The sequence below is a fragment of the Serratia sp. C2(1) genome, from assembly GCF_036352655.1.
Classification (GTDB): Bacteria; Pseudomonadota; Gammaproteobacteria; order Enterobacterales; family Enterobacteriaceae; genus Serratia; species Serratia inhibens.
In genome coordinates, this window is record NZ_JAZFBA010000001.1 from 2517495 (window position 1) to 2537613 (window position 20119).

Annotated in this window: 16 protein-coding genes; 10 read left to right on the plus strand and 6 right to left on the minus strand. The window is 55.2% G+C overall.

Features of this window, described 5'->3' with window-relative positions:
* The first annotated feature begins 494 nt into the window (after positions 1 to 494).
* Entirely contained in the window at positions 495 to 2081 is a 1587-nt protein-coding gene (locus V2S86_RS11755) for a TerC family protein (protein ID WP_330762547.1), read from the plus strand.
* 29 nt (positions 2082 to 2110) lie between these two features.
* On the opposite strand, the gene dcuC is transcribed toward V2S86_RS11755, so the two are convergent.
* From dcuC to udk, 4 genes are all read right to left on the minus strand, one after another.
* A complete protein-coding gene (dcuC, locus tag V2S86_RS11760; protein WP_330762548.1) occupies positions 2111 to 3469 on the minus strand; it encodes an anaerobic C4-dicarboxylate transporter DcuC in 1359 nt (452 codons plus the stop codon).
* A 191-nt stretch (positions 3470 to 3660) separates the two neighbouring features.
* On the minus strand, positions 3661 to 5493 hold the full coding sequence (asmA, locus tag V2S86_RS11765) for an outer membrane assembly protein AsmA (protein WP_330762549.1): 1833 nt from the start codon (positions 5491 to 5493) through the stop codon (positions 3661 to 3663).
* Between the two features lie 44 nt (positions 5494 to 5537).
* Positions 5538 to 6119: a dCTP deaminase gene (gene dcd, locus V2S86_RS11770; RefSeq protein ID WP_004942378.1), complete on the minus strand. Its 582-nt coding sequence runs from the start codon at positions 6117 to 6119 to the stop codon at positions 5538 to 5540.
* Positions 6120 to 6245: 126 nt separating this feature from the next.
* On the minus strand, positions 6246 to 6887 hold the full coding sequence (gene udk, locus V2S86_RS11775) for a uridine kinase (RefSeq protein WP_004942376.1): 642 nt from the start codon (positions 6885 to 6887) through the stop codon (positions 6246 to 6248).
* A 243-nt stretch (positions 6888 to 7130) separates the two neighbouring features.
* On the opposite strand from udk, the gene V2S86_RS11780 reads away from it, so the two are divergent.
* The gene (locus V2S86_RS11780; RefSeq protein WP_330762550.1) at positions 7131 to 7760 is read left to right on the plus strand and encodes a phosphatase PAP2 family protein; all 630 of its coding nucleotides are present in this window, start codon (positions 7131 to 7133) and stop codon (positions 7758 to 7760) included.
* A 49-nt stretch (positions 7761 to 7809) separates the two neighbouring features.
* On the opposite strand, the gene apbC is transcribed toward V2S86_RS11780, so the two are convergent.
* Positions 7810 to 8922, minus strand: a complete 1113-nt coding sequence (gene apbC, locus V2S86_RS11785; protein WP_330762551.1) for an iron-sulfur cluster carrier protein ApbC — start codon at positions 8920 to 8922, stop codon at positions 7810 to 7812.
* Positions 8923 to 9082: 160 nt separating this feature from the next.
* Here apbC and metG point away from each other — a divergent pair, with 160 nt between their 5' ends.
* The 8 genes from metG to sanA all read left to right on the plus strand — a co-directional run bounded on the left by metG (position 9083) and on the right by sanA (position 18917).
* Entirely contained in the window at positions 9083 to 11110 is a 2028-nt protein-coding gene (gene metG / locus V2S86_RS11790) for a methionine--tRNA ligase (RefSeq protein WP_330762552.1), read from the plus strand.
* A gap of 224 nt (positions 11111 to 11334) precedes the next feature.
* Positions 11335 to 12411, plus strand: coding sequence for a sugar ABC transporter substrate-binding protein (locus tag V2S86_RS11795; RefSeq protein ID WP_330762553.1), 1077 nt, complete (start codon positions 11335 to 11337; stop codon positions 12409 to 12411).
* Positions 12412 to 12591: 180 nt separating this feature from the next.
* A complete protein-coding gene (locus V2S86_RS11800) occupies positions 12592 to 13827 on the plus strand; it encodes an MFS transporter (protein ID WP_330762554.1) in 1236 nt (411 codons plus the stop codon).
* A 138-nt stretch (positions 13828 to 13965) separates the two neighbouring features.
* Entirely contained in the window at positions 13966 to 14373 is a 408-nt protein-coding gene (locus tag V2S86_RS11805; protein WP_330763193.1) for a CidA/LrgA family protein, read from the plus strand.
* A complete protein-coding gene (locus tag V2S86_RS11810; RefSeq protein ID WP_330762555.1) occupies positions 14370 to 15065 on the plus strand; it encodes a CidB/LrgB family autolysis modulator in 696 nt (231 codons plus the stop codon). The genes V2S86_RS11805 and V2S86_RS11810 overlap by 4 nt, the downstream gene beginning before the upstream one ends.
* A 137-nt stretch (positions 15066 to 15202) precedes the next feature.
* Positions 15203 to 16087 (plus strand): cytidine deaminase, encoded by an 885-nt coding sequence (gene cdd / locus V2S86_RS11815; protein WP_330762556.1) that lies wholly within the window; start codon positions 15203 to 15205, stop codon positions 16085 to 16087.
* Between the two features lie 221 nt (positions 16088 to 16308).
* Positions 16309 to 18006: an NAD-dependent malic enzyme gene (locus tag V2S86_RS11820; RefSeq protein WP_330762557.1), complete on the plus strand. Its 1698-nt coding sequence runs from the start codon at positions 16309 to 16311 to the stop codon at positions 18004 to 18006.
* Between the two features lie 167 nt (positions 18007 to 18173).
* The gene (gene sanA / locus V2S86_RS11825) at positions 18174 to 18917 is read left to right on the plus strand and encodes an outer membrane permeability protein SanA (protein ID WP_330762558.1); all 744 of its coding nucleotides are present in this window, start codon (positions 18174 to 18176) and stop codon (positions 18915 to 18917) included.
* Positions 18918 to 19102: 185 nt separating this feature from the next.
* On the opposite strand, the gene mglC is transcribed toward sanA, so the two are convergent.
* The gene (gene mglC / locus V2S86_RS11830) at positions 19103 to 20113 is read right to left on the minus strand and encodes a galactose/methyl galactoside ABC transporter permease MglC (RefSeq protein WP_006322189.1); all 1011 of its coding nucleotides are present in this window, start codon (positions 20111 to 20113) and stop codon (positions 19103 to 19105) included.
* Positions 20114 to 20119 lie beyond the last annotated feature (6 nt).

Sequence of the window (20119 nt, forward strand, 5' to 3'; positions counted from 1 at the left end):
TATCTTCTGCCAAGTGATAGTCAGCTCACAGAAAAACAAAAAAAACACGCCCTTATAACCAAACGATGATACTTGTAAATGTTTATATGGCTAAGATTCTTATACTATTGCCTTAGCGATACAAGCCTAAGATGCCCATTGGGTATCCTTTTCAGAATAAGACTACTGTTGGGGTAATTCAGCGCAAAGTGTAGCAGCCCAGAATATTCATAACGAATTGATTTAAAAAAATTATATTTCCGCTGCTTTTATCAGCAAGCGTGGAGAGTCATGACTCGCTGCCGCATCTTTTTGCTGAAAAATGGCGATTTATCGTTATTTCGCATGCCCCCTCCTCCGATGAACGATGATTTTTTATGCATTATTTTGGCTTAAAATCATGATGCCGCACTCTTCCCTCACCCCAGCACAGTTTTAAAGTTGAATTTTCCCCGCCCAACACCCATCATTCCCTTACGGCATAAGCCGTCGAACTTACAGGTGAAATTGGGCGTATGGAATGGATCGCAGATCCAACAATTTGGGCCGGCCTGGCCACTTTGGTCGTGCTGGAAATCGTTCTGGGTATAGACAACCTTATCTTTATCGCCATTCTGGCGGAAAAACTACCAAAACAACAAAGAGATAAAGCTCGCGTCGTGGGTCTGTTGCTGGCCTTGCTGATGCGCTTGGCGCTGCTCGCCTCCATCTCCTGGCTTGCGACACTGACCAAACCGCTGTTTGTGGTCGCGGAGCACCCCTTCAGCGGCCGCGATCTCATTATGCTGGTCGGGGGTATATTCTTGCTGTTTAAAGCCACTATGGAGCTGAACGAGCGGCTGGAAGGCAAAGACGATGAGCAGCAAGGGCCACGCAAAGGCGCTCGCTTCTGGCCGGTGGTGGCACAAATCGTGGTATTGGACGCCGTTTTCTCTCTCGATTCGGTGATCACCGCAGTCGGTATGGTTGATCATCTGGCGGTAATGATGATTGCGGTCTGTATCGCTATCGGACTGATGCTGCTGGCCAGCAAGCCGCTGACGCGATTCGTCAACGCCCACCCAACTATCGTCATTCTGTGCCTGAGCTTCCTGCTGATGATCGGCTTCAGCCTGGTTGCAGAAGGGTTCGGCTACCATATTCCCAAAGGGTATCTGTACGCAGCCATCGGCTTCTCCGTGATGATTGAAGCATTAAACCAATTGGCTCAGTTTAACCGTCGCCGTTTTCTGTCAAAGGTGCGGCCATTGCGCGAACGAACCGCAGAAGCGGTGCTGCGCATGCTGAACGGTAAACATGAAGAAGCCGAGGTAGACAGCCACTCCGCCAACCTGCTGGCCGACAGCGCTAGCGAAAGCGGGGAGATATTCAATCAACAGGAGCGGCACATGATAGAGCGCGTGCTGGGCATGGCACAGCGTACCGTAAGCAGCATCATGACCTCCCGCCATGACGTCGAATACCTTGAGCTGAATGATCCGCAGGAAAAGCTGACCCAGTTGCTGGAAAAGAATCAGCATACGCGCATTGTGGTGGTCGAAAACAGCGCCAGTGATGAGCCTCTCGGCGTTATCCATACCCTTGATGTCCTGAAACAGCAGTTGACTCAGGTGCCGCTCGATTTACGCGCGTTGGTGCGTCAACCGCTGATTTTCCCGGAGCAGTTAACGCTCCTAAGCGCGCTGGAGCAGTTCCGACAGGCCCAAACGCATTTCGCTTTTGTAGTCGATGAATTCGGTTCGGTCGAGGGGGTAGTGACCCTGACCGACGTGATGGAAACCATCGCCGGCAACCTGCCGGAAGCAGGCGAGGATGTTGACGCAAGACATGACATTCAGCAAAACGAAGATGGCAGTTGGACCGCCAACGGCCATATGCCACTGGAAGATCTGGTGCTGTATCTGCCGCTGCCGCTGGAGGATAAACGCGAATACCACACAATAGCCGGCTTGTTGATGGAACACAGCCAGCGCATTCCCCAGGAAGGCGAGCAATTGCATATCGGTGACTACCTGTTTGAACCGCTGGAAGTCAATAGCCACCGTATTTTGAAAGTGAAAATCACCCCGCTGTCGACGCCAGAGTCTGACTACGAGGTCTAACCAGGTGCCGGGCTAAGCCCGGCTACCCTTTATAGGTGCTGAGGCACCAGCAATTCGGTTGCCACAATCACCACGATCAACCCGACAATGACCGGTACCGAGGTGCGTTTCACCACGTCGAACGGCGAGATTTTCGCCATGCCGGATACCGCTACCACCACGCCGGAAACCGGCGACAGAGTCCGGCCCAGGTTCGAAGCCTGCAACATCGGGATCACCAAATAGGCCGGATTAACGCCCATCTGCGCTGCCAATTTGGGGATCAGCTCCACAAAAGCATAAAACGGCGCGTTCCCTGAGCCGGTGGTCATCGCAGCCAGCATGGTAATCACCACCAGCACCAGCATCATGATAATGCCGCCGGTACCGAAAGACTGTGCCAGGCTGATTAACCCACTGATAAAGCCGACAGTGCTCAACCCCTGAGCGAATACGCCGGCGGCGACCAACAACATCACGACGCTGGCAAAAGCATCCGCCATACCGCGATAAGCGACCTCAAGACCGGTAAATACCTGCTTGGCACTGAAACTACGCAGGAATTCGATCACCGCCGCCAGCAACATGCAGCCAACCAGCACCGTGATGATATGCAACTCCGGCCCCCATTTACCGTCAAAAACCAGCACGCCCAGGATCGGCGTGAACGGCAAAACGGCATAGAAACCCGGTGCATGGGTGGTAATTTCACTCACATCCATAATGTGGTGCTGTTCGTTATTCTTCTTGTCGAGGTAACGTTGCCAAAAGAAATGCGCAATGGCCATACAGACGATTGCCGCAATCGAAATGGGCAAGGTGGTTTTAAAAGCGAAATCAACCAATGGCATTTCCGCCGCCTTTGCGGCCAACACCACGTCACCGGACGTGGGTGCCAGGATAATCGCCGCAGGTGAAGCGCAAATCGCCGCCGCAGCGCCCCGGCTAATGCCGACGTTAACCATCAATGGGAACAGCGTAGCCATCAGCAATACGCCCAGGCCGGTGGCGGAAGAGACCGCCAGTGACATCAGGCAGGCGACAAAATAGGCTGCCACCATCAAAAGATACGGGGAATTGATCATCTGCAGCGGACGCGAGGCTAACTTTACCACCACATCATTGGCGCCAATGTGCGTCATATAAGCCGCAAATCCGCACAGCATCATGATCATCATGCCAAGATCGCCACCGCGGCTCATCAGCAGAATTTTGACGTACTCGATAATGTCGGTGGCACGCCATCCGGTAGACGCCGCGCCGGCAGGCAGCAGGTTTTTCCCCATCGCGGCGCTTATAGCCAGCAACAACAGGCCGCCAACCATCAGCACCCCGGTGGCGGAGTAACCTTTAATGATGTAACGGCCCACGGCAGCCGTAACGGCCGCACCAATAAAAAGTTCTATCATATTCCCTCAACGTGTTGTTTTTAATCGTGCTGAAGCCCAGAAATCGCATAACTGGGCAATACTCTGCACAAACACAGTAGAAGGCGTCATGATTTCTATCAAAGTTCCGGAAGGAAATAATTGGGAAAGGCAAATACTCTGCGGAGATAAAAGAACGTGCGGGCCGGTGACCGGCCCGCATCCAACTGGAGTTAAAGCTTATCCAACAACTTTTTAAGATCCTGGCCTTCTCGGGACTCTTTGTTCTTCTCGGCCCATTTGTTCAGCGCGTCCTTCGCCCGGTTTTGCAGCGTTTTACGTAAAATCTGATCGACCTGCAGTTGGTAGTTAAGCTGTTGCCAAGGGCCATAGACCCGCAGCGGAATTGGCGTTTTCTGCAGTTGTTCTATCAATTCGCCGCGCCCTTGCCAGCCACCGGTCACCCGCACGTTAAGCGTCATATCGCACTGTTTACCCGGCATATTGACCGTGCCGCCACCGCTCAGGTTCAACAACGGGGAATCTGCACTCAGTTCACTGATGTTTACCGTTCCCCCGTTCAGGTTGGCTTTAGCGGAAAGCTGTTTCACTTCGGTAAAGCGCTGGTAAGTATCCTGCCCACGCACACTGCTGTCGTTACGCGCTACCGCTTGCTGAATCAACTGCTGAATATTCAGACCGTGCAGTTGCGCGTCCTGCATCGCTAACTGCGCTGCTCCCTTCCACCGATGTTCAAACGACTGCGAAGTGAGACGATCACCCGTTAAATCCCCTTGCATGCTGAATTTGCCGGTCAACACCTGCGGCATTTCGAACGCCTTCAGTACGGCACCCAGCTCAACCTGCTTCAGCACCGGTTGCACTGCGATCACCGGCCTGGCGCCGCGTGCATCCAACGAGCCCGGTAATGCAAAATCCCCCCCAGCCAATTGGCCGGAGAGCCTATGCACCGTCAACAAGCCTTGCTGATTATCTGCTTGCAGTGCCAAATGGGCGATGTTCATGCCACGATAGGTCAGTTGGTCAACGTTCAAATTGAGCTGCGCGGTAAAGTCTCGCAGCACGTCCAGATTTTGTTGCGGATCCTCCGCCTGGTTGGCTATCACCGGCGCCGCAGTCATACTCCCCGCTTGTTGCGTGCTCGAGCTGGATTGCCAGCCGGAAAGCGCATCCAAACTCAGTGCCGTCGATGTCAGATTCAGTGCATAAGCCGGCACTTCGCCGAACCTGACGCTGCCGCCGCCAGAGAACTGGCTGTCGTTGGCGCTCAGAATCAACTGGCTTAAGGCAATTTGCTGCGGCGTTTGTTGATACACCACCTGAGCGCTCCCCCCTCCGTTGATACCGCCGCTCAGAATATCTGCGCCTTCCAGCTGATAATTGAACTGAGTGACCGTGGCCGCGATGCGCCGCGGGTATTGCTGCAGATCGATATCTGCCGCCATACTGAAGGTCAGATCGCGCTGGTCGCGGTTAACCCGGCTGGAAAGCTCCATTTTCGCCTGACGTTTGGCATTTTGCTGCAGGGTGAGATTAATATCGCGAACGTTAATCTGTTCATTATTGGCGCGCTGCCAAATCAGCAGGCTGTCCACCACCCGCAGATTATCGATATCAAATTTCCACGGGGTATCTACGGTCTCTTCGGAGGTGCCCGCAGGGGCAATAGGCGCGTTTGGCTGATTTTGTTCTTCGCTGTCGGGTGTCAGACGGATGACGGCATTTTTCAGCATCACCTGTTTCACAAACAGTTGATGCGACAACAACGGCAACAGCTTGACATCAAGACGCATATTATCCGCACTCACCACCGGCACTTTGGCACCGGGTGCCGTCAGCGTCATGCGCCCGGCCAGAATGCTGAGCTGCGGCCAGATATGCCAGCGCAAATCGCCATCCAGCGTCAGATGATAACCGCTCTTTTGTTCGACCTTCGTCACCATATAAGCGCGAAAATCATTCGGATTAACCAATAGCACCAGCGCGGACATTCCCGCCACCAGAACAACCAGCAAAATCACCAAAGTCGTCAGTAATCTTCTCATGCCATCCTCTTGTCAACGCCACACCGACAGTGCTTCCGGCGCGGCTAGTCCTTGTCGATTCGACTGGCCACCGCGCCTTGCTGATCGCGGTATTTTGCATCCTGCCGGCTGTTGTAAGGACGTGCCGCCGGCCCGGAAAGCGGTTCAAAGCTCAGCGCGCCTATTAACATGCCCGGGCGCAACGCCAGCGGCAACTTGCCTGAATTATAGAACTCCAAAACAATTCGGCCCTGCCAGCCGGGATCGATGCGGTGCGCGGTAACGTGAACCATCAAACCAAGGCGCGCCAATGAAGAGCGGCCGTCAAGCCAGCCCACCAGATCGCTGGGCAACGTAACCGACTCAAGCGTCACCGCCAACGCCAGTTCGCCCGGGTGCAAGAAGAAGGCTTCCCCTTCCGGCAGCACGATCTCGTCACTCATCACACGGTCCAGCGCCGCGCTGACTTCGTCTTTTGGCCCGCTGAGATCGATAAACGCGGCGGTATGGCCCCGAAACACGCGAAACTGATTGCCTAAACGGACATCCACTGTTGCCCCGTTAATACGCTCAATCGGCGGACGCGGCGAAATCACCAGTTTTTCACTATCCAGCCAGGCTTCTATATCACGGTCGCACAGTCTCATTTCTTCATCTCCATCAGGGCGTGTCACTAAAACAAAAATTGCCACACAACGGACGAAAGGTCTACGCCACGGCGTAAATACTTGCCCGTCGGCCGGAAACACAGGTTTCCCGGCCATTGAACGACATTATTCAAAGAATTGGCTGATTTTGGCTTTCAGAATGTCGATCGCAATGCGGTTTTTGCCACCGCGCGGAACGATAATGTCGGCATATTGCTTGGAAGGTTCAATAAACTGCAGGAACATCGGGCGGACGGTTTTCTGGTACTGCGCCATTACCGAATCCATGGAACGGCCACGCTCATTGACGTCACGCTTCATGCGGCGCATCAGGCAAATATCCAGCGGCGTATCGACAAAGATTGAAAAATTCATTTCCTGACGCAGGCGGATATCCGTCAGCAGCAGGATCCCCTCCAGAATAATCACCTTTTTCGGTTCAAGGTGGATCGTCTCTTTCTTGCGCGTATGTTCGGTGTAACTGTACAGCGGCAACTCTATCGCCTTACCTGATTTCAGCATTTGCAGATGCTGGAACAGCAGGTTGTGATCCATGGCGCTAGGGTGGTCGTAGTTAGTCTTGACCCGTTCTTCCATGGTCAGGTGAGTCTGGTCTTTGTAGTAACTGTCTTCAGGAATAACGCCGATATGTTCATCGCCAACCTGATCGCGAAGTTCGCGATATAACGTGCTGGCAATAAGGCTTTTTCCGGAGGCAGATGCGCCAGCTATACCAATAATGACGCACTGATGCGGCTTGTCAGTCATAAAATTTAAAGACCTGATTTCGAAGTGTGAGGGAGGGAACTAAAACGCGACAATTATAGGGAGTTAGCGGGCATTGCGCCACTCTATATTGTCGTCGCAGGGACGCCATTTCCGGTTATTTCGCCAGAAACGACTCCAAGTTTTTAAGATTATTGCGTCTAGGGCAATCCGATGTGGCAGGGTAGACTCCGTGGCTTGTTCATTATCCTGCTGATGGGATGATGTATTTCATCGGAGAACGACGTGCTGGACTGGTATTTTCTGACATTTTTTGGCGACAGCATGCTGCTGCTGCCCTGCGCGTTGATTCTTTTTGTCGCGTTAATCGCTCCGCGCGCTACCCGAACCGCGGGCTGGCAATGGGCACTGATCTTCGGCTGCGCCGGTGGCATGGTATGCGCCTCCAAACTGGCCTTTATGGGTTGGGGCATCGGTATCGAACGCTATGACTTTACCGGTTTCAGCGGTCACTCGGCGCTGGCGGCCAGTATCTGGCCGGTATTTCTCTGGACGCTGACCGGGCGTTGCTCGCCTGCGGGGCGCACTCTGGCATTGATCGTTGGCTACATATTGCCACTGACGGTTGGTCTGTCACGGTTGGCCATTCAGGTACATTCGCCTTCGGAAGTCATTAGCGGCCTGGTGTTAGGCTATCTGGCCAGCAGCCTGTTTTTACGGTTACAGCTCAACAAGGCACGCCCGCAGCTTTCCTGGTGGCAAATCGCCGGCGCGCTGGCTTTACCGATCCTTCTGATGGGGCATCGGCAACCAGCGCCCACCCAGGGTTTGCTGGAGCGTATAGCCACTATCTTGGCGCATACCGATCACCCCTATACCCGTGCCGATCTGCACCGTCTGAAAGACACGCCATAAACAAAAACCCCGGACCTGCGCCGGGGTTTTGCTTTTTAATCTATGACGATCACAGCGCGCGGAAAGAAATCTCCGTCGGAATGGCCTCGCCCTGCCAATACATTTGCGCCGCGACGCGGCCGGCAAGCTGGCGATACAGTTCAGCGAATTCGCTGTCCGGGCGGCTGATTACCGTCGGCGCGCCGCGATCCAAATCTTCACGCAGCGAGATATGCAACGGCAGTTGCCCCAGCAAACGACTGTTGTATTTCTTCACCAGCTTCTCAGCCCCACCCGTGCCGAAAATCGGCTCATGATGACCGCAGTTGCTGCAAATATGCACGCTCATGTTTTCCACAATGCCCAACACCGGCACATGAACCTTTTCGAACATCACAATGCCTTTTGCCGCGTCCAGCAAGGCGATATCCTGCGGCGTGGTAACCACCAGCGCGCCGGTGACCGGAATGTTCTGCGACAGCGTCAGTTGGATATCGCCGGTGCCCGGCGGCATATCCAGCACCAGATAGTCCAGATCCGGCCACAGCGTGTCCTGCAGCAGTTGCATCAACGCCTTGCTGGCCATCGGGCCACGCCACACCATGGCGTTGTCGTCAGTCACCAGATAACCGATGGAATTGGTCGCCAGGCCATGCGCCTGGATCGGCGCCATATGCTGGCCATCCGGCGAGGTTGGCCGCTCATGCTCGGTGCCCAACATATTGGGGATCGACGGGCCATAGATGTCAGCGTCCAGGATACCGACCTTCGCACCTTCGGCTGCCAGCGCCAATGCCAGGTTGACGGCGGTGGTGGATTTCCCCACGCCGCCTTTGCCGGAACTGATGGCGATGATGTTGCGCACGCCCTTGATGCCGGCCTGATCGTTGGCGCGTTTGAGCGTGGCGATGTCATGCTTCAACTTCCACTCGATCGCCTCTGCGCCGGTGACGCGCAGCAGTTCTGCACTCACGCGGTCTTTCAGCACCTCAAAGGCACTCTGCCAGGCGAACGGCATGATCAATTCAATGTGCAATACATGATCCAACAGCGTGCAATGGTGAATTGCCTTCAGCGCGGTCAGATTGTTTTTTAACGTCGGGTGTTCAAAGGCGGCCAGTACACCGGTCACCAGGGCACGCAGAACTTCAGGGTTGGTCTGCTCGGGGGATTTTGCGCTCATCCCGGCTCCTTGATTTTGAATGGATAGCTTCCCGCTAAGCATATCAGAACTGCAGGTCCGCTGGCGTATGTCTGTGGAAAGAAACCGCCCTAGCCGTAGAGAGCGCGATCGGGTAACATCGAAGACCCTTTTTATTCATTACAGAAAGCAAGTTCTCACTATGGCTCAAGTCGCGAAAAAATTATTGGTGACGTGCGCGCTACCGTACGCAAATGGTTCCATCCATCTCGGCCACATGCTCGAGCACATCCAGGCAGATATCTGGGTTCGTTACCAACGAATGCGCGGCCACGAGGTTCATTTCATCTGTGCGGACGACGCGCACGGCACGCCGATCATGCTGAAAGCTCAGCAGTTGGGCATCCAGCCGGAAGAAATGATTGCGGAGATGAGCCAGGAGCACCAACAGGATTTCGCCGGTTTTGGCATCAGCTATGATAACTATCATTCCACCCATAGCGATGAAAACCGTGAACTCTCGAGCCTGATATACGGCCGCCTGAAAGAAAACGGCTTTATCAAGAACCGGACTATTTCCCAGTTGTACGATCCGGAAAAAGGCATGTTCCTGCCTGACCGTTTCGTGAAAGGCACCTGCCCGAAATGCAAATCGCCGGATCAATACGGCGACAACTGCGAAGTGTGCGGAGCGACCTACAGCCCGACCGAGCTGATCGATCCTAAATCCGTTGTTTCCGGTGCTACGCCGATCTTGCGTGATTCCGAGCACTTCTTCTTCGATCTGCCTTCGTTCAGCGAAATGCTGCAGGCCTGGACCCGTTCCGGCGCGCTGCAAGAGCAGGTAGCGAACAAGATGCAGGAGTGGTTTGAGTCGGGTCTGCAACAGTGGGACATTTCCCGCGACGCACCCTATTTCGGCTTTGAGATCCCGGACGCACCGGGCAAATATTTCTACGTCTGGCTGGATGCGCCCATCGGCTACATGGGCTCCTTCAAAAATCTGTGCGACAAACGCGGCGATCTGGACTTCGACGAATTCTGGCGCAAAGATTCCACTACCGAGTTGTATCACTTCATCGGCAAAGACATCGTTTATTTCCACAGCCTGTTCTGGCCGGCGATGCTGGAAGGCAGTAACTTCCGCAAACCGACCAATCTGTTCGTACACGGCTATGTGACGGTAAACGGCGCCAAAATGTCCAAATCCCGCGGCACCTTTATCAAGGCCGGCACCTACCTGCAACACCTGGATGCCGACTGCCTGCGTTACTATTATGCCGCCAAGTTGTCCTCACGCATCGACGATATCGACCTGAATCTGGAAGATTTCGTGCAACGCGTGAACGCCGATATCGTGAACAAGGTGGTTAACCTGGCTTCGCGCAACGCCGGCTTCATCAGCAAGCGTTTTGGCGGCCAACTGGCCGATAACCTGGCCGATCCGGCGCTGTACCAAACCTTTGTTGACGCAGCGCAAAGCATCGCCGACGCCTACGCCAGCCGTGAGTCCGGCCGTGCAATCCGCGAAATCATGGCGCTGGCCGATCTGGCCAACCGTTATGTGGATGAGCAGGCGCCATGGGTCGTGGCGAAGCAAGAAGGCCGCGATGCCGAGTTGCAGGCAATCTGCTCGATGGGCATCAATCTGTTCCGCGTGCTGATGACCTACCTCAAGCCGGTACTGCCATCGCTGACGGAACGTGCCGAAGCCTTCCTTAACTGCGAACTGACCTGGGATGCGATCCAGCAGCCGCTGCTGGGCCACCAGGTTAATGCGTTCAAAGCCCTGTTCAACCGTATCGATCTGGACAAGGTGAATGAAATGGTCAGCGCTTCAAAAGAAGACATGGCGGCGGCTAACGTGGTCAGCGGCCCGCTGGCTGACGATCCGATTCAGGAAACCATCACCTTTGACGACTTCGCCAAGGTTGATATGCGCATCGCCTTGATCAAGAGCGCCGACTTTGTCGAAGGCTCTGACAAACTGCTGAAACTGCAGTTGGATCTGGGCGGTGAGTCTCGTCAGATTTTCTCCGGCATTCGTTCCGCCTACCCGGATCCGAAAGCGCTCGAAGGCCGCCTGACCATCATGGTCGCCAACCTTGCGCCGCGCAAAATGCGTTTCGGTATTTCCGAAGGCATGGTGATGGCGGCCGGCCCTGGCGGCAAAGAGATCTTCCTGCTCAGCCCGGACAGCGGCGCCCAACCGGGAATGCAGGTGAAGTAACGTCCGTTTTCACTGCCATAAGGGCCAGGCAGCAGCTTGGCCCTTTTTTATTTGTTGCCCTTTCTGCCTGCAAGCGCCCTTCTCCTACCTGAAAAAAATTCATCACCAAGATAATTCCTTATCAAAACTCATCTGGTTATGATGCTTGAACATTACGAATAGACGTCCAGACAGAAAGACTGCTATACAAGGACGATTCCCACCTGCTTTTGGAGCCCATAATAATGAAAACGATAAAGACCCCAATCCTGGCCCTTGGCCTGTTGGCCGCTCTGCCGCTATTCGCCGCAGAATCGTCCACGCCGGCTCCGGTGCCAACCGCCATCGCCCAGCATCAGGGGCCGGTCCGCATTGCAGTGATCCGCAACCTGGGTTCCGACGACAACACCACTCAGTTTCTGGCCGGTGCCATCCAGGAGGGGCGCAAGCTGGGCTTTAAGGTGGATACCTTCCTCAGCAACGGTGACGACGCGCGTTTTCAAGATTTCGTGAACCAGGCCATCAGCCAAAAATATGACGGCATTATTCTTTCGCAGGGCCGTGCGCCCTATTCCACCGAGTTGGTGAAACGCATTGCGGCGGCGGGCATTGCCGTATCCGTGTTTGATACCGACGTCAGCGGCAGCATCCCCGGCGTAACGGTGTCGCAGCAGGATGACGCTTCGCTGGCAAATGAGTCGTTCGGCCAACTGATAAAAGACTTCAACGGGAAAGCCAATATCATCAAGCTGTGGGTCGCCGGTTTCCCGCCGATGGAACGCCGTCAGGCTGCCTACCAACAGTTGCTGAAGCAAAATCCGGGCATACACGAACTGGAATCGATCGGCGCAGTGTCATCGGACGTGCAGGGAGATACCGCCAACAAGGTGGGTGCCGTGCTGGCCAAGTATCCGAAAGGCAAGATTGACGCGATCTGGGGCACCTGGGATGCCTTTAGTCAGGGTGCCTACAAGGCGCTGAAAGAAAACGGCCGTACCGAAATCAAGCTGTATAGCATCGACATCTCCAATCAGGATCTGCAACTGATGCGCGAAGCCAATAGCCCGTGGAAAGTTAGCGTAGCGGTGGATACCAAGCTGATTGGTGCGGTAAACCTGCGCCTGGTGGCGAACAAGATTGCCGGTGAACCTACGCCTGCAACCTATGAATTCAAGGCGGCGTCCATTCCGCAGGCGTTGCTGGCCAGCCAGCCGGGGCCGATCAACGTGGCCGGGTTGGCAAAAATCATCCCGGGCTGGGGCAACAGCAACGATTTTATCCAGCCGTGGTTCGCCACGCTGCAGGCCAAGTCAGGCAAATAATCTCTTCCGCTTATTCCCAGGTAGAGTATGGGCGCTGCATGCGGCGCCCATTAATCGGGGCAACAGCGGCGTGAAAAGCGGCGGTGTAACCTCTTTTTTTCACACTACATCTTCCCAGTCGGCCAAAATGAGCTATGTTATCAATATCGCTCAATAACTGTATGCATAAACAGGTCTGACATGAAGGGATTCCCACCGCTTATCGTCGCATTGCTGGCTAGCTCGTTGGTATTGACCATTGGCCGTGGTGCCACGCTACCGTTCATTACTATCTATCTGACCGGGCATTTCCACCTGTTGCCGAAAAGCGTCGGCATTATTCTGGGTATCAGCCTGACGATCGGCATTTTCGCCAGCCTGTATGGCGGCTATCTGGTGGACAAGTTCAACAAGAACACATTGATCCTGCTTTCCATTTTACTGTTCGCCCTGAGTTTTTTCGCCATCCCGTGGATCCCGCGCCCAGGAGGAATCATTCTGGTACTGGCGATCCTGCATACTGCCTATTCGGTGCTGGGCATCACCATTAAAGCGTGCTTTGCCGACTGGTTGCCGGCCGCACAGCGCATAAAAGCCTTCTCACTCAACTACACGCTGGTAAATGTCGGCTGGGCTGTGGGGTCATCTCTGGGCGTTATGGTGGCCGAGCTGAGCCCGCTGTTGCCGTTCTATCTCTCCGGCGGGCTGGCCTTATTGACGGTGGCGACACTGAGCTTTCGTCTGCGTGGGCAACAGCACCCCGGGCAGCCTGCGGCAGCCGCCCCCTCGCCGATCACACTGCCTGATTTTCGTCAGACGCTGGCCATCCTGCGCAGCGATCGTCGGCTGATTTACTTTACGCTCGGCAGTACGTTGGGGGCGGTGGTATTCGGCCAGTTCACCGGCTACCTGTCGCAATACCTGATCATCGTCTCGAACGCGGCATTCGCATACAAAATCATTGGCGTGGTGATGATCGTCAATGCCTGCATCGTCATCGCCTTGCAATATTTGCTGAGCCGGGGGATGCGTCAGGAAAACATGCTGCGCTGGCTGGTGCTGGGCACCGTGTTTTTCATTGTCGGGCTGATCGGGTTTATGCTGGCGGGGCAATCCGTATGGTTGTGGGCGGTGGCCATGGCGATATTCACGCTGGGGGAGATTATCGTCATCCCGGTGGAATATATGTTTATCGACTTTATCGCCCCACCGCATCTGAAAGGCAGCTACTATGGCGTGCAAAACCTCAGTGCGTTGGGGGGCGCCATCAATCCGGTGATCTGCGGTTTTATCCTCAGCTACGCCGCACCACCACTGATGTTTCTGATGTTGATTGCCGCCGCGTTATTGAGCCTGTTATTCTTTTTCCTCGGCCACCGGCTGGCGCAAAAACAGCATCCAAATGCTCTCGCCACCCCCGTGGAACACGTGGAATAAGATCACGCGCAACCTTTCGCCGGGGCTGTCAACCTGCCCAACGGGCATGGATGTCATAGAGAGAATTCATGGTGTGATTTGTGGCGCAGGTCACGGTTTAATTGTATGATGAATACATCAGTTAAACGGGAAAAGGTGATAGCCAACATGTTCGCATTGTGCTGGAAATACCTGAGGGCAATTGTCCTTATCTACCTCTGCTTGTTTGCCGGCAATGCCATCGCAACACTGCTGCCGATCGCCATTCCCGGCAGCATTATCGGTATGCTGATCCTGTTCGCCCTGCTCTCCAGCCAAATTTTGCCGGCGAAATGGGTCAAACCCGGCTGTCATCTGCTGATCCGCTATATGGTGCTGTTGTTCGTGCCGATTGGCGTCGGCGTGATGAACTATTACAGCCAAATCATCGAGCATCTCAGCCCGTTGGTGGTTTCCTGCATTATCAGCACCCTGATGGTGCTGATCGTCGTCGCCTGCACCTCTCATTATTTTCACCGCGAGCGTAAAATCATCGGCAGTGGCGATCCTGCGGAGGGCAAAAAATGATCCATGAAATCTGGTGGTCATTGCCGTTAACCTTACTGGTCTACTTTGCGGCACGCTGGCTGGCTCAGCGGCTGAAAATGCCGCTGCTGAACCCGCTGCTGGTTTCCATGGCGGTGATCATTCCGCTGCTGCTGCTGATCGGCATTCCCTATGAACGCTATTTTCAGGGCAGCAAAATCCTCAACGACTTGCTGCAACCGGCGGTGGTGGCGCTGGCCTTTCCGCTGTATGAGCAGTTGCATCAGATCCGCGCCCGCTGGAAGTCGATTATCGCCGTGTGCTTTATCGGCAGCATGACGGCGATGATCAGCGGCGGTGCCATCGCGCTGTGGATGGGCGCAACGCCGGAGATTGCCGCGTCGATCATGCCGAAATCCGTCACCACGCCGATCGCCATGGCGGTAGCGGAATCTCTTGGCGGCATCCCCGCTATCAGCGCCGTCTGCGTTATTTTCGTCGGCATCTTCGGCTCGGTATTGGGCCATTCTCTGTTCAGAGTGCTGAAAATCACCACCCGTTCTGCGCGTGGCCTGGCCATGGGCACCGCTTCGCACGCGATAGGCACGGCACGTTGTGCGGAAATGGACTATCAGGAAGGCGCCTTCAGCTCGCTGGCGCTGGTGATTTGCGGGATTATTACTTCGCTGCTGGCACCCTTTGTCTTCCCGATGCTGCTGCATTTGTTCGGTTAATGGGTTGGAAACTTGCGATACATCCCGCATTTATCGTTTTCATTGCATTGCTTTCATCAATAAAGAGACTTAAATCACACTTTATTGCCGCAAGGCTGCCTAAAATGTTATCCCGTTAACCTGTAGAGAGAGTTTCTATGCACCCGCGTTTTCACACCGCTTTCGGCGAACTGTCCGCGACATTGCAATCCGCCCTGCTGCCTTATTTTGATGCGCCTGCTTTCCCGGCCATGTTCGAGGCGCAGCAGGTAGACGCGATCAAGCAGCGCTGCGGGCTGGATGATGATGCTCTGGCATTTGCCCTGCTGCCTCTGGCAGCGGCTTGCTCGTTAACGCCGATCTCCCATTTCCACGTCGGTGCCATTGCCCGCGGCCAAAGCGGCAATCTGTATTTTGGCGCCAATATGGAATTCAGCGGTGCGCCGATGCAACAAACCATTCATGCGGAACAGTGTGCCGTGACCCACGCCTGGCTGCGCGGGGAGCCTGGCCTGGTCTCCATCACCGTTAACTACACGCCTTGCGGCCACTGCCGCCAGTTTATGAACGAACTGAACAGCGGCAGCGGCCTGCAAATTCGCCTGCCCGGCCGTGATCCGGCCACGCTTGGCGACTATCTGCCGGATTCGTTCGGCCCGAAAGATCTGGATATCGCCACGCTGTTGATGGACCGGGTCGATCAGGGCTACCAGTTGACGCTGTCTGACGAACTGGAGAAAGCCGCGCTGGCCGCCGCCAACCAAAGCCATGCACCCTACAGCAATGCCCACAGCGGTGTCGCACTGGAGGCCGAAGACGGCACGATTTACGCCGGGCGTTATGCGGAGAACGCCGCCTTTAACCCGAGCCTGCCGCCGCTGCAAGCTGCGTTGATTCTGCTGAACGTCTCCGGAAGCGACTGCCAGAAAATCCGCCGCGCGGTACTGGCCGAGCCGCAAACCGCTATCCTCACCCAGTGGGATGCTACCCGCGCCACGCTGGAAGCGCTGGGTTGCCAAAACGTCAGCCGCATCACTTTCTAATCCCGATCACGGCGGTGCCGCCCGGCGCCGCTGTTAACAGCCCCGTAAGCCGATTACAATGACATTCACGTCTTAAAACACTTTCTTTAGTTAAATTAGGACGTGATCGTCGATAATTGCGCCAATTTACCTCATGATCCGATAACAATTGCTGTACATATTTTCCCGATCTTTTAGGATCGGCATCATAAAAGCTATCCGATACGTTGAAGAGCAAAACAATGGAACTTGAATACGAAAGCAAACGCCCCCTCTACATCCCTTACGCCGGCCCGATTCTGCTGGAATTTCCGCTGCTGAACAAAGGCAGCGCCTTTACCGAGGATGAACGCAGCCATTTCAACCTGCACGGTTTACTGCCTGAAGCGGTGGAAACCATCGAAGAGCAGGTTGAGCGCGCCTATCGTCAGTATCAGGATTTCAAGAACGACAACGACAAACACATCTATCTGCGCAATATCCAGGATACCAACGAAACCCTGTTCTACCGCCTGCTGGATGCGCATCTGAGCGAGATGATGCCCATCATCTACACCCCAACGGTCGGCGAAGCCTGTGAGCATTTCTCCGATATCTACCGCCGCGCACGCGGGCTGTTTATCTCCTACCCGAACCGCGATCGCATCGACGACATGCTGCAAAACGCCACCAAGCAAAACGTTAAAGTGATCGTGGTCACCGACGGTGAACGCATCCTCGGCCTGGGCGATCAGGGCATCGGCGGCATGGGCATTCCTATCGGCAAACTCTCGCTGTATACCGCCTGCGGCGGCATCAGCCCGGCCTATACCCTGCCGGTAGTATTGGACGTTGGCACCAACAACCCGCAGCGCCTCAACGATCCTCTGTACATGGGCTGGCGCCACCCGCGCATCTCCGGTGATGAATACCACGCCTTTGTCGAAGAGTTCATTCAGGCAGTAAAACGCCGCTGGCCAAACGTGCTGCTGCAATTCGAAGACTTCGCACAGAACAACGCCACTCCGCTGTTGAACCGCTATCGCGATGAGATTTGCTGCTTCAACGACGATATTCAGGGCACCGCAGCAGTCACCCTTGGCAGCCTGATCGCCGCCAGCCGTGCCGCCGGTAGCCAGCTGCGCGATCAAACCGTGACCTTCCTTGGCGCCGGTTCAGCCGGCTGCGGCATCGCCGAGCAGATTATCGCGCAGATGAAATCCGAAGGACTGAGCGAAGACGAAGCCCGCGCCCAGGTCTTCATGGTCGACCGTTTCGGCCTGCTGACCGACAAACTGCCTAACCTGCTCGATTTCCAGAGCAAGCTGGTGCAAAAAAGCGAAAACCTGGCGTCATGGCAGACCTCCAGCGACGCTATCTCTCTGCTGGAGGTGGTGCGTAACGCCAAACCAAGCATTTTGATCGGCGTTTCCGGCCAACCGGGCCTGTTTACCGAAGAGCTGATCCGCGAAATGCACAAGCATTGTCCGCGCCCGATCGTCATGCCGCTGTCCAACCCGACCTCGCGCGTGGAAGCCCGCCCGGAAGACATCATCAACTGGACCGACGGTGCCGCGCTGGTCGCGACCGGCAGCCCGTTTGCGCCGGTGAGCTATAAAGACCAGCTGTTCCCTATCGCCCAATGCAACAACTCCTATATCTTCCCGGGGATTGGTTTGGGCGTGCTGGCCTCCGGTGCGACCCGCGTGACCGACGCCATGCTGATGGCCGCCAGCCGCGCGCTGGCGGATTGTTCGCCGCTGGCGACCGACGGACATGGTGCGTTGTTGCCGGATATCGACGATATTCAGGGCGTATCCAAGTGCATCGCGATGGAAGTGGGCAAAGCGGCGCAGCTGCAGGGAATGGCGGTCGTCACCTCTGAAGAAGCGCTGTCGAAGGCCATTGAACACAACTTCTGGCGGCCACAGTACCGCAGCTACAAGCGCACCTCGTTCTGATTTGCGCAGGTGAAACACAAGGTCCGGCACGCCGGGCCTTTTTTATTGTCAAAAGCGCCTAAAAATGCGGCGCAATACGTGCTTCAGGCAGCGGACAGCTTGCTTCGACCAGTCAGGTAAAGTAGCCTTGAACCCTCTTTTTCAACCCCTGCGCGTAAGGCAACAACATGTGGAAACGCCTGATAATCAGCCTGTTCATCATCATTACGGTGTTGATGCTCTCGGCGCTCGCGCTCGATCGCTGGATCAGTTGGAAAACCGCACCTTACGTTTATGACGAACTCCAGGGGCTGCCTCATCGCCAGGTCGGTGTGGTACTTGGCACCGCCAAATATTACCGTACCGGCGTCATCAACCAATATTACCGTTACCGCATTCAGGGCGCGATTAACGCCTATAACAGCGGCAAGGTGAAATACCTGCTGCTGAGCGGAGACAATGCCCAGCAAAGCTATAACGAGCCCATGACCATGCGCCGCGATCTGATCGCCGCCGGCGTGGCACCCAGCGATATCGTACTGGATTACGCCGGGTTCCGTACCCTGGACTCCATAGTGCGCACCCGCAAGGTGTTCGACACCAATGACTTCATCATTATCACTCAACGTTTCCACTGCGAGCGCGCGCTGTTTATTGCCCTGCATATGGGGATCCAGGCCCAGTGCTACGCAGTGCCGTCGCCGAAAGACATGATGACGGTGCGTGCTCGCGAGATCTTCGCCCGCCTTGGCGCATTGACCGACCTGTACATACTCAAGCGCGAACCGCGCTTCCTCGGCCCGCTGATCCCCATCTCCTCCATGCACGCGGTACCGGAGGATGCCCAGGGTTATCCGGCGGTGTCGCCGGAGCAATTGGTTGAACTGGAACACAAGCTGGCAGCAGAAAAACAAAAGGCCAAACAGCCTTAGCCGCAACGGTGAAAATAAAAAAGGTCGGCATTTGCCGACCGTTTTTTCCATATTTTATACCCTATGGCTTTCGAGTTGCAGCTAGGCGACCAGCTCGCTCATCCCCAGGCGCTTACTTTAGTAAGTAACTGGGGTGAGCTAGTGCAGGTAACAACGCTGCGGCTTGAAAGACGACGGGTATAAGATTATTTCTTCTTGGCGTATTTCAGCGAGTCCAGCGCCACGGCGAAGATAATGATGCCGCCCTTGATGATGTACTGCCAATAAGGGTTAACGCCAATGTAGGTCAGCCCGTAGTTGATGACGGTAAAGATGATCACCCCGGTCACTACGCCCAGCACCGTTCCCACCCCACCGGCAAAGGACACCCCGCCCACCACGCAGGCGGCAATGGCATCCAGCTCATACATAAAGCCGAGGTTGTTGGTGGCGCTGCCGATACGGCCGGCTTCCAACAGGCCGCCGAAGGCATAGAACACGCCGGACAGCGCATAGATCATGATCAGGTTCAACGGCACGTTCACGCCGGAAACCTTTGCCGCTTCCGGGTTACCGCCGATGGCGAAGATATTTTTGCCGAAGCGGGTTTTATTCCACAGGATCCAGACAAAAATAATCGCGATAATGGCGTAGAAGGTAATGTACGACAGCTTAAAGTCGCCAAAGCGCAGGAATCCCTGGGCAAAGGTAGAGAACTTCGGATCGAACCCCGCTACCGGCGAAGCGCCGACAGAATCGTAATACAGCGAGTTGATGCCGTAGACGATGATCATGGTACCCAGAGTGGTAATAAACGGCGTCACATTGAGGTAGGCAATGATCAAACCGTTCACCAGGCCGATCACCGCGCCAACGGCGCACACCAGCAAGATCACCAGCGGAATCGACCAGGTTTCCATATGCGGAAACACCTTATTGACGTTGTCCATCGACTGCAGCAACGTTGCCGCTACCACCGCCGCCAGCCCGACCTGGCGCCCGGCGGACAGATCGGTACCCTGAGTGACGATCAACCCGGCCACGCCCAGTGCAATAATGATGCGCACCGATGACTGGGTCAGGATGTTGCTCAGGTTCATTAAACTGAGGAACGTCGGGTCCTGGATAATAATAATTGCCAGCAGCACCAGCAATACCACGTAAATGCCACCTTCTTTAAAATAGGTGAACAAAGTTTTTTTATTCAGCGCGTTCATAATTCT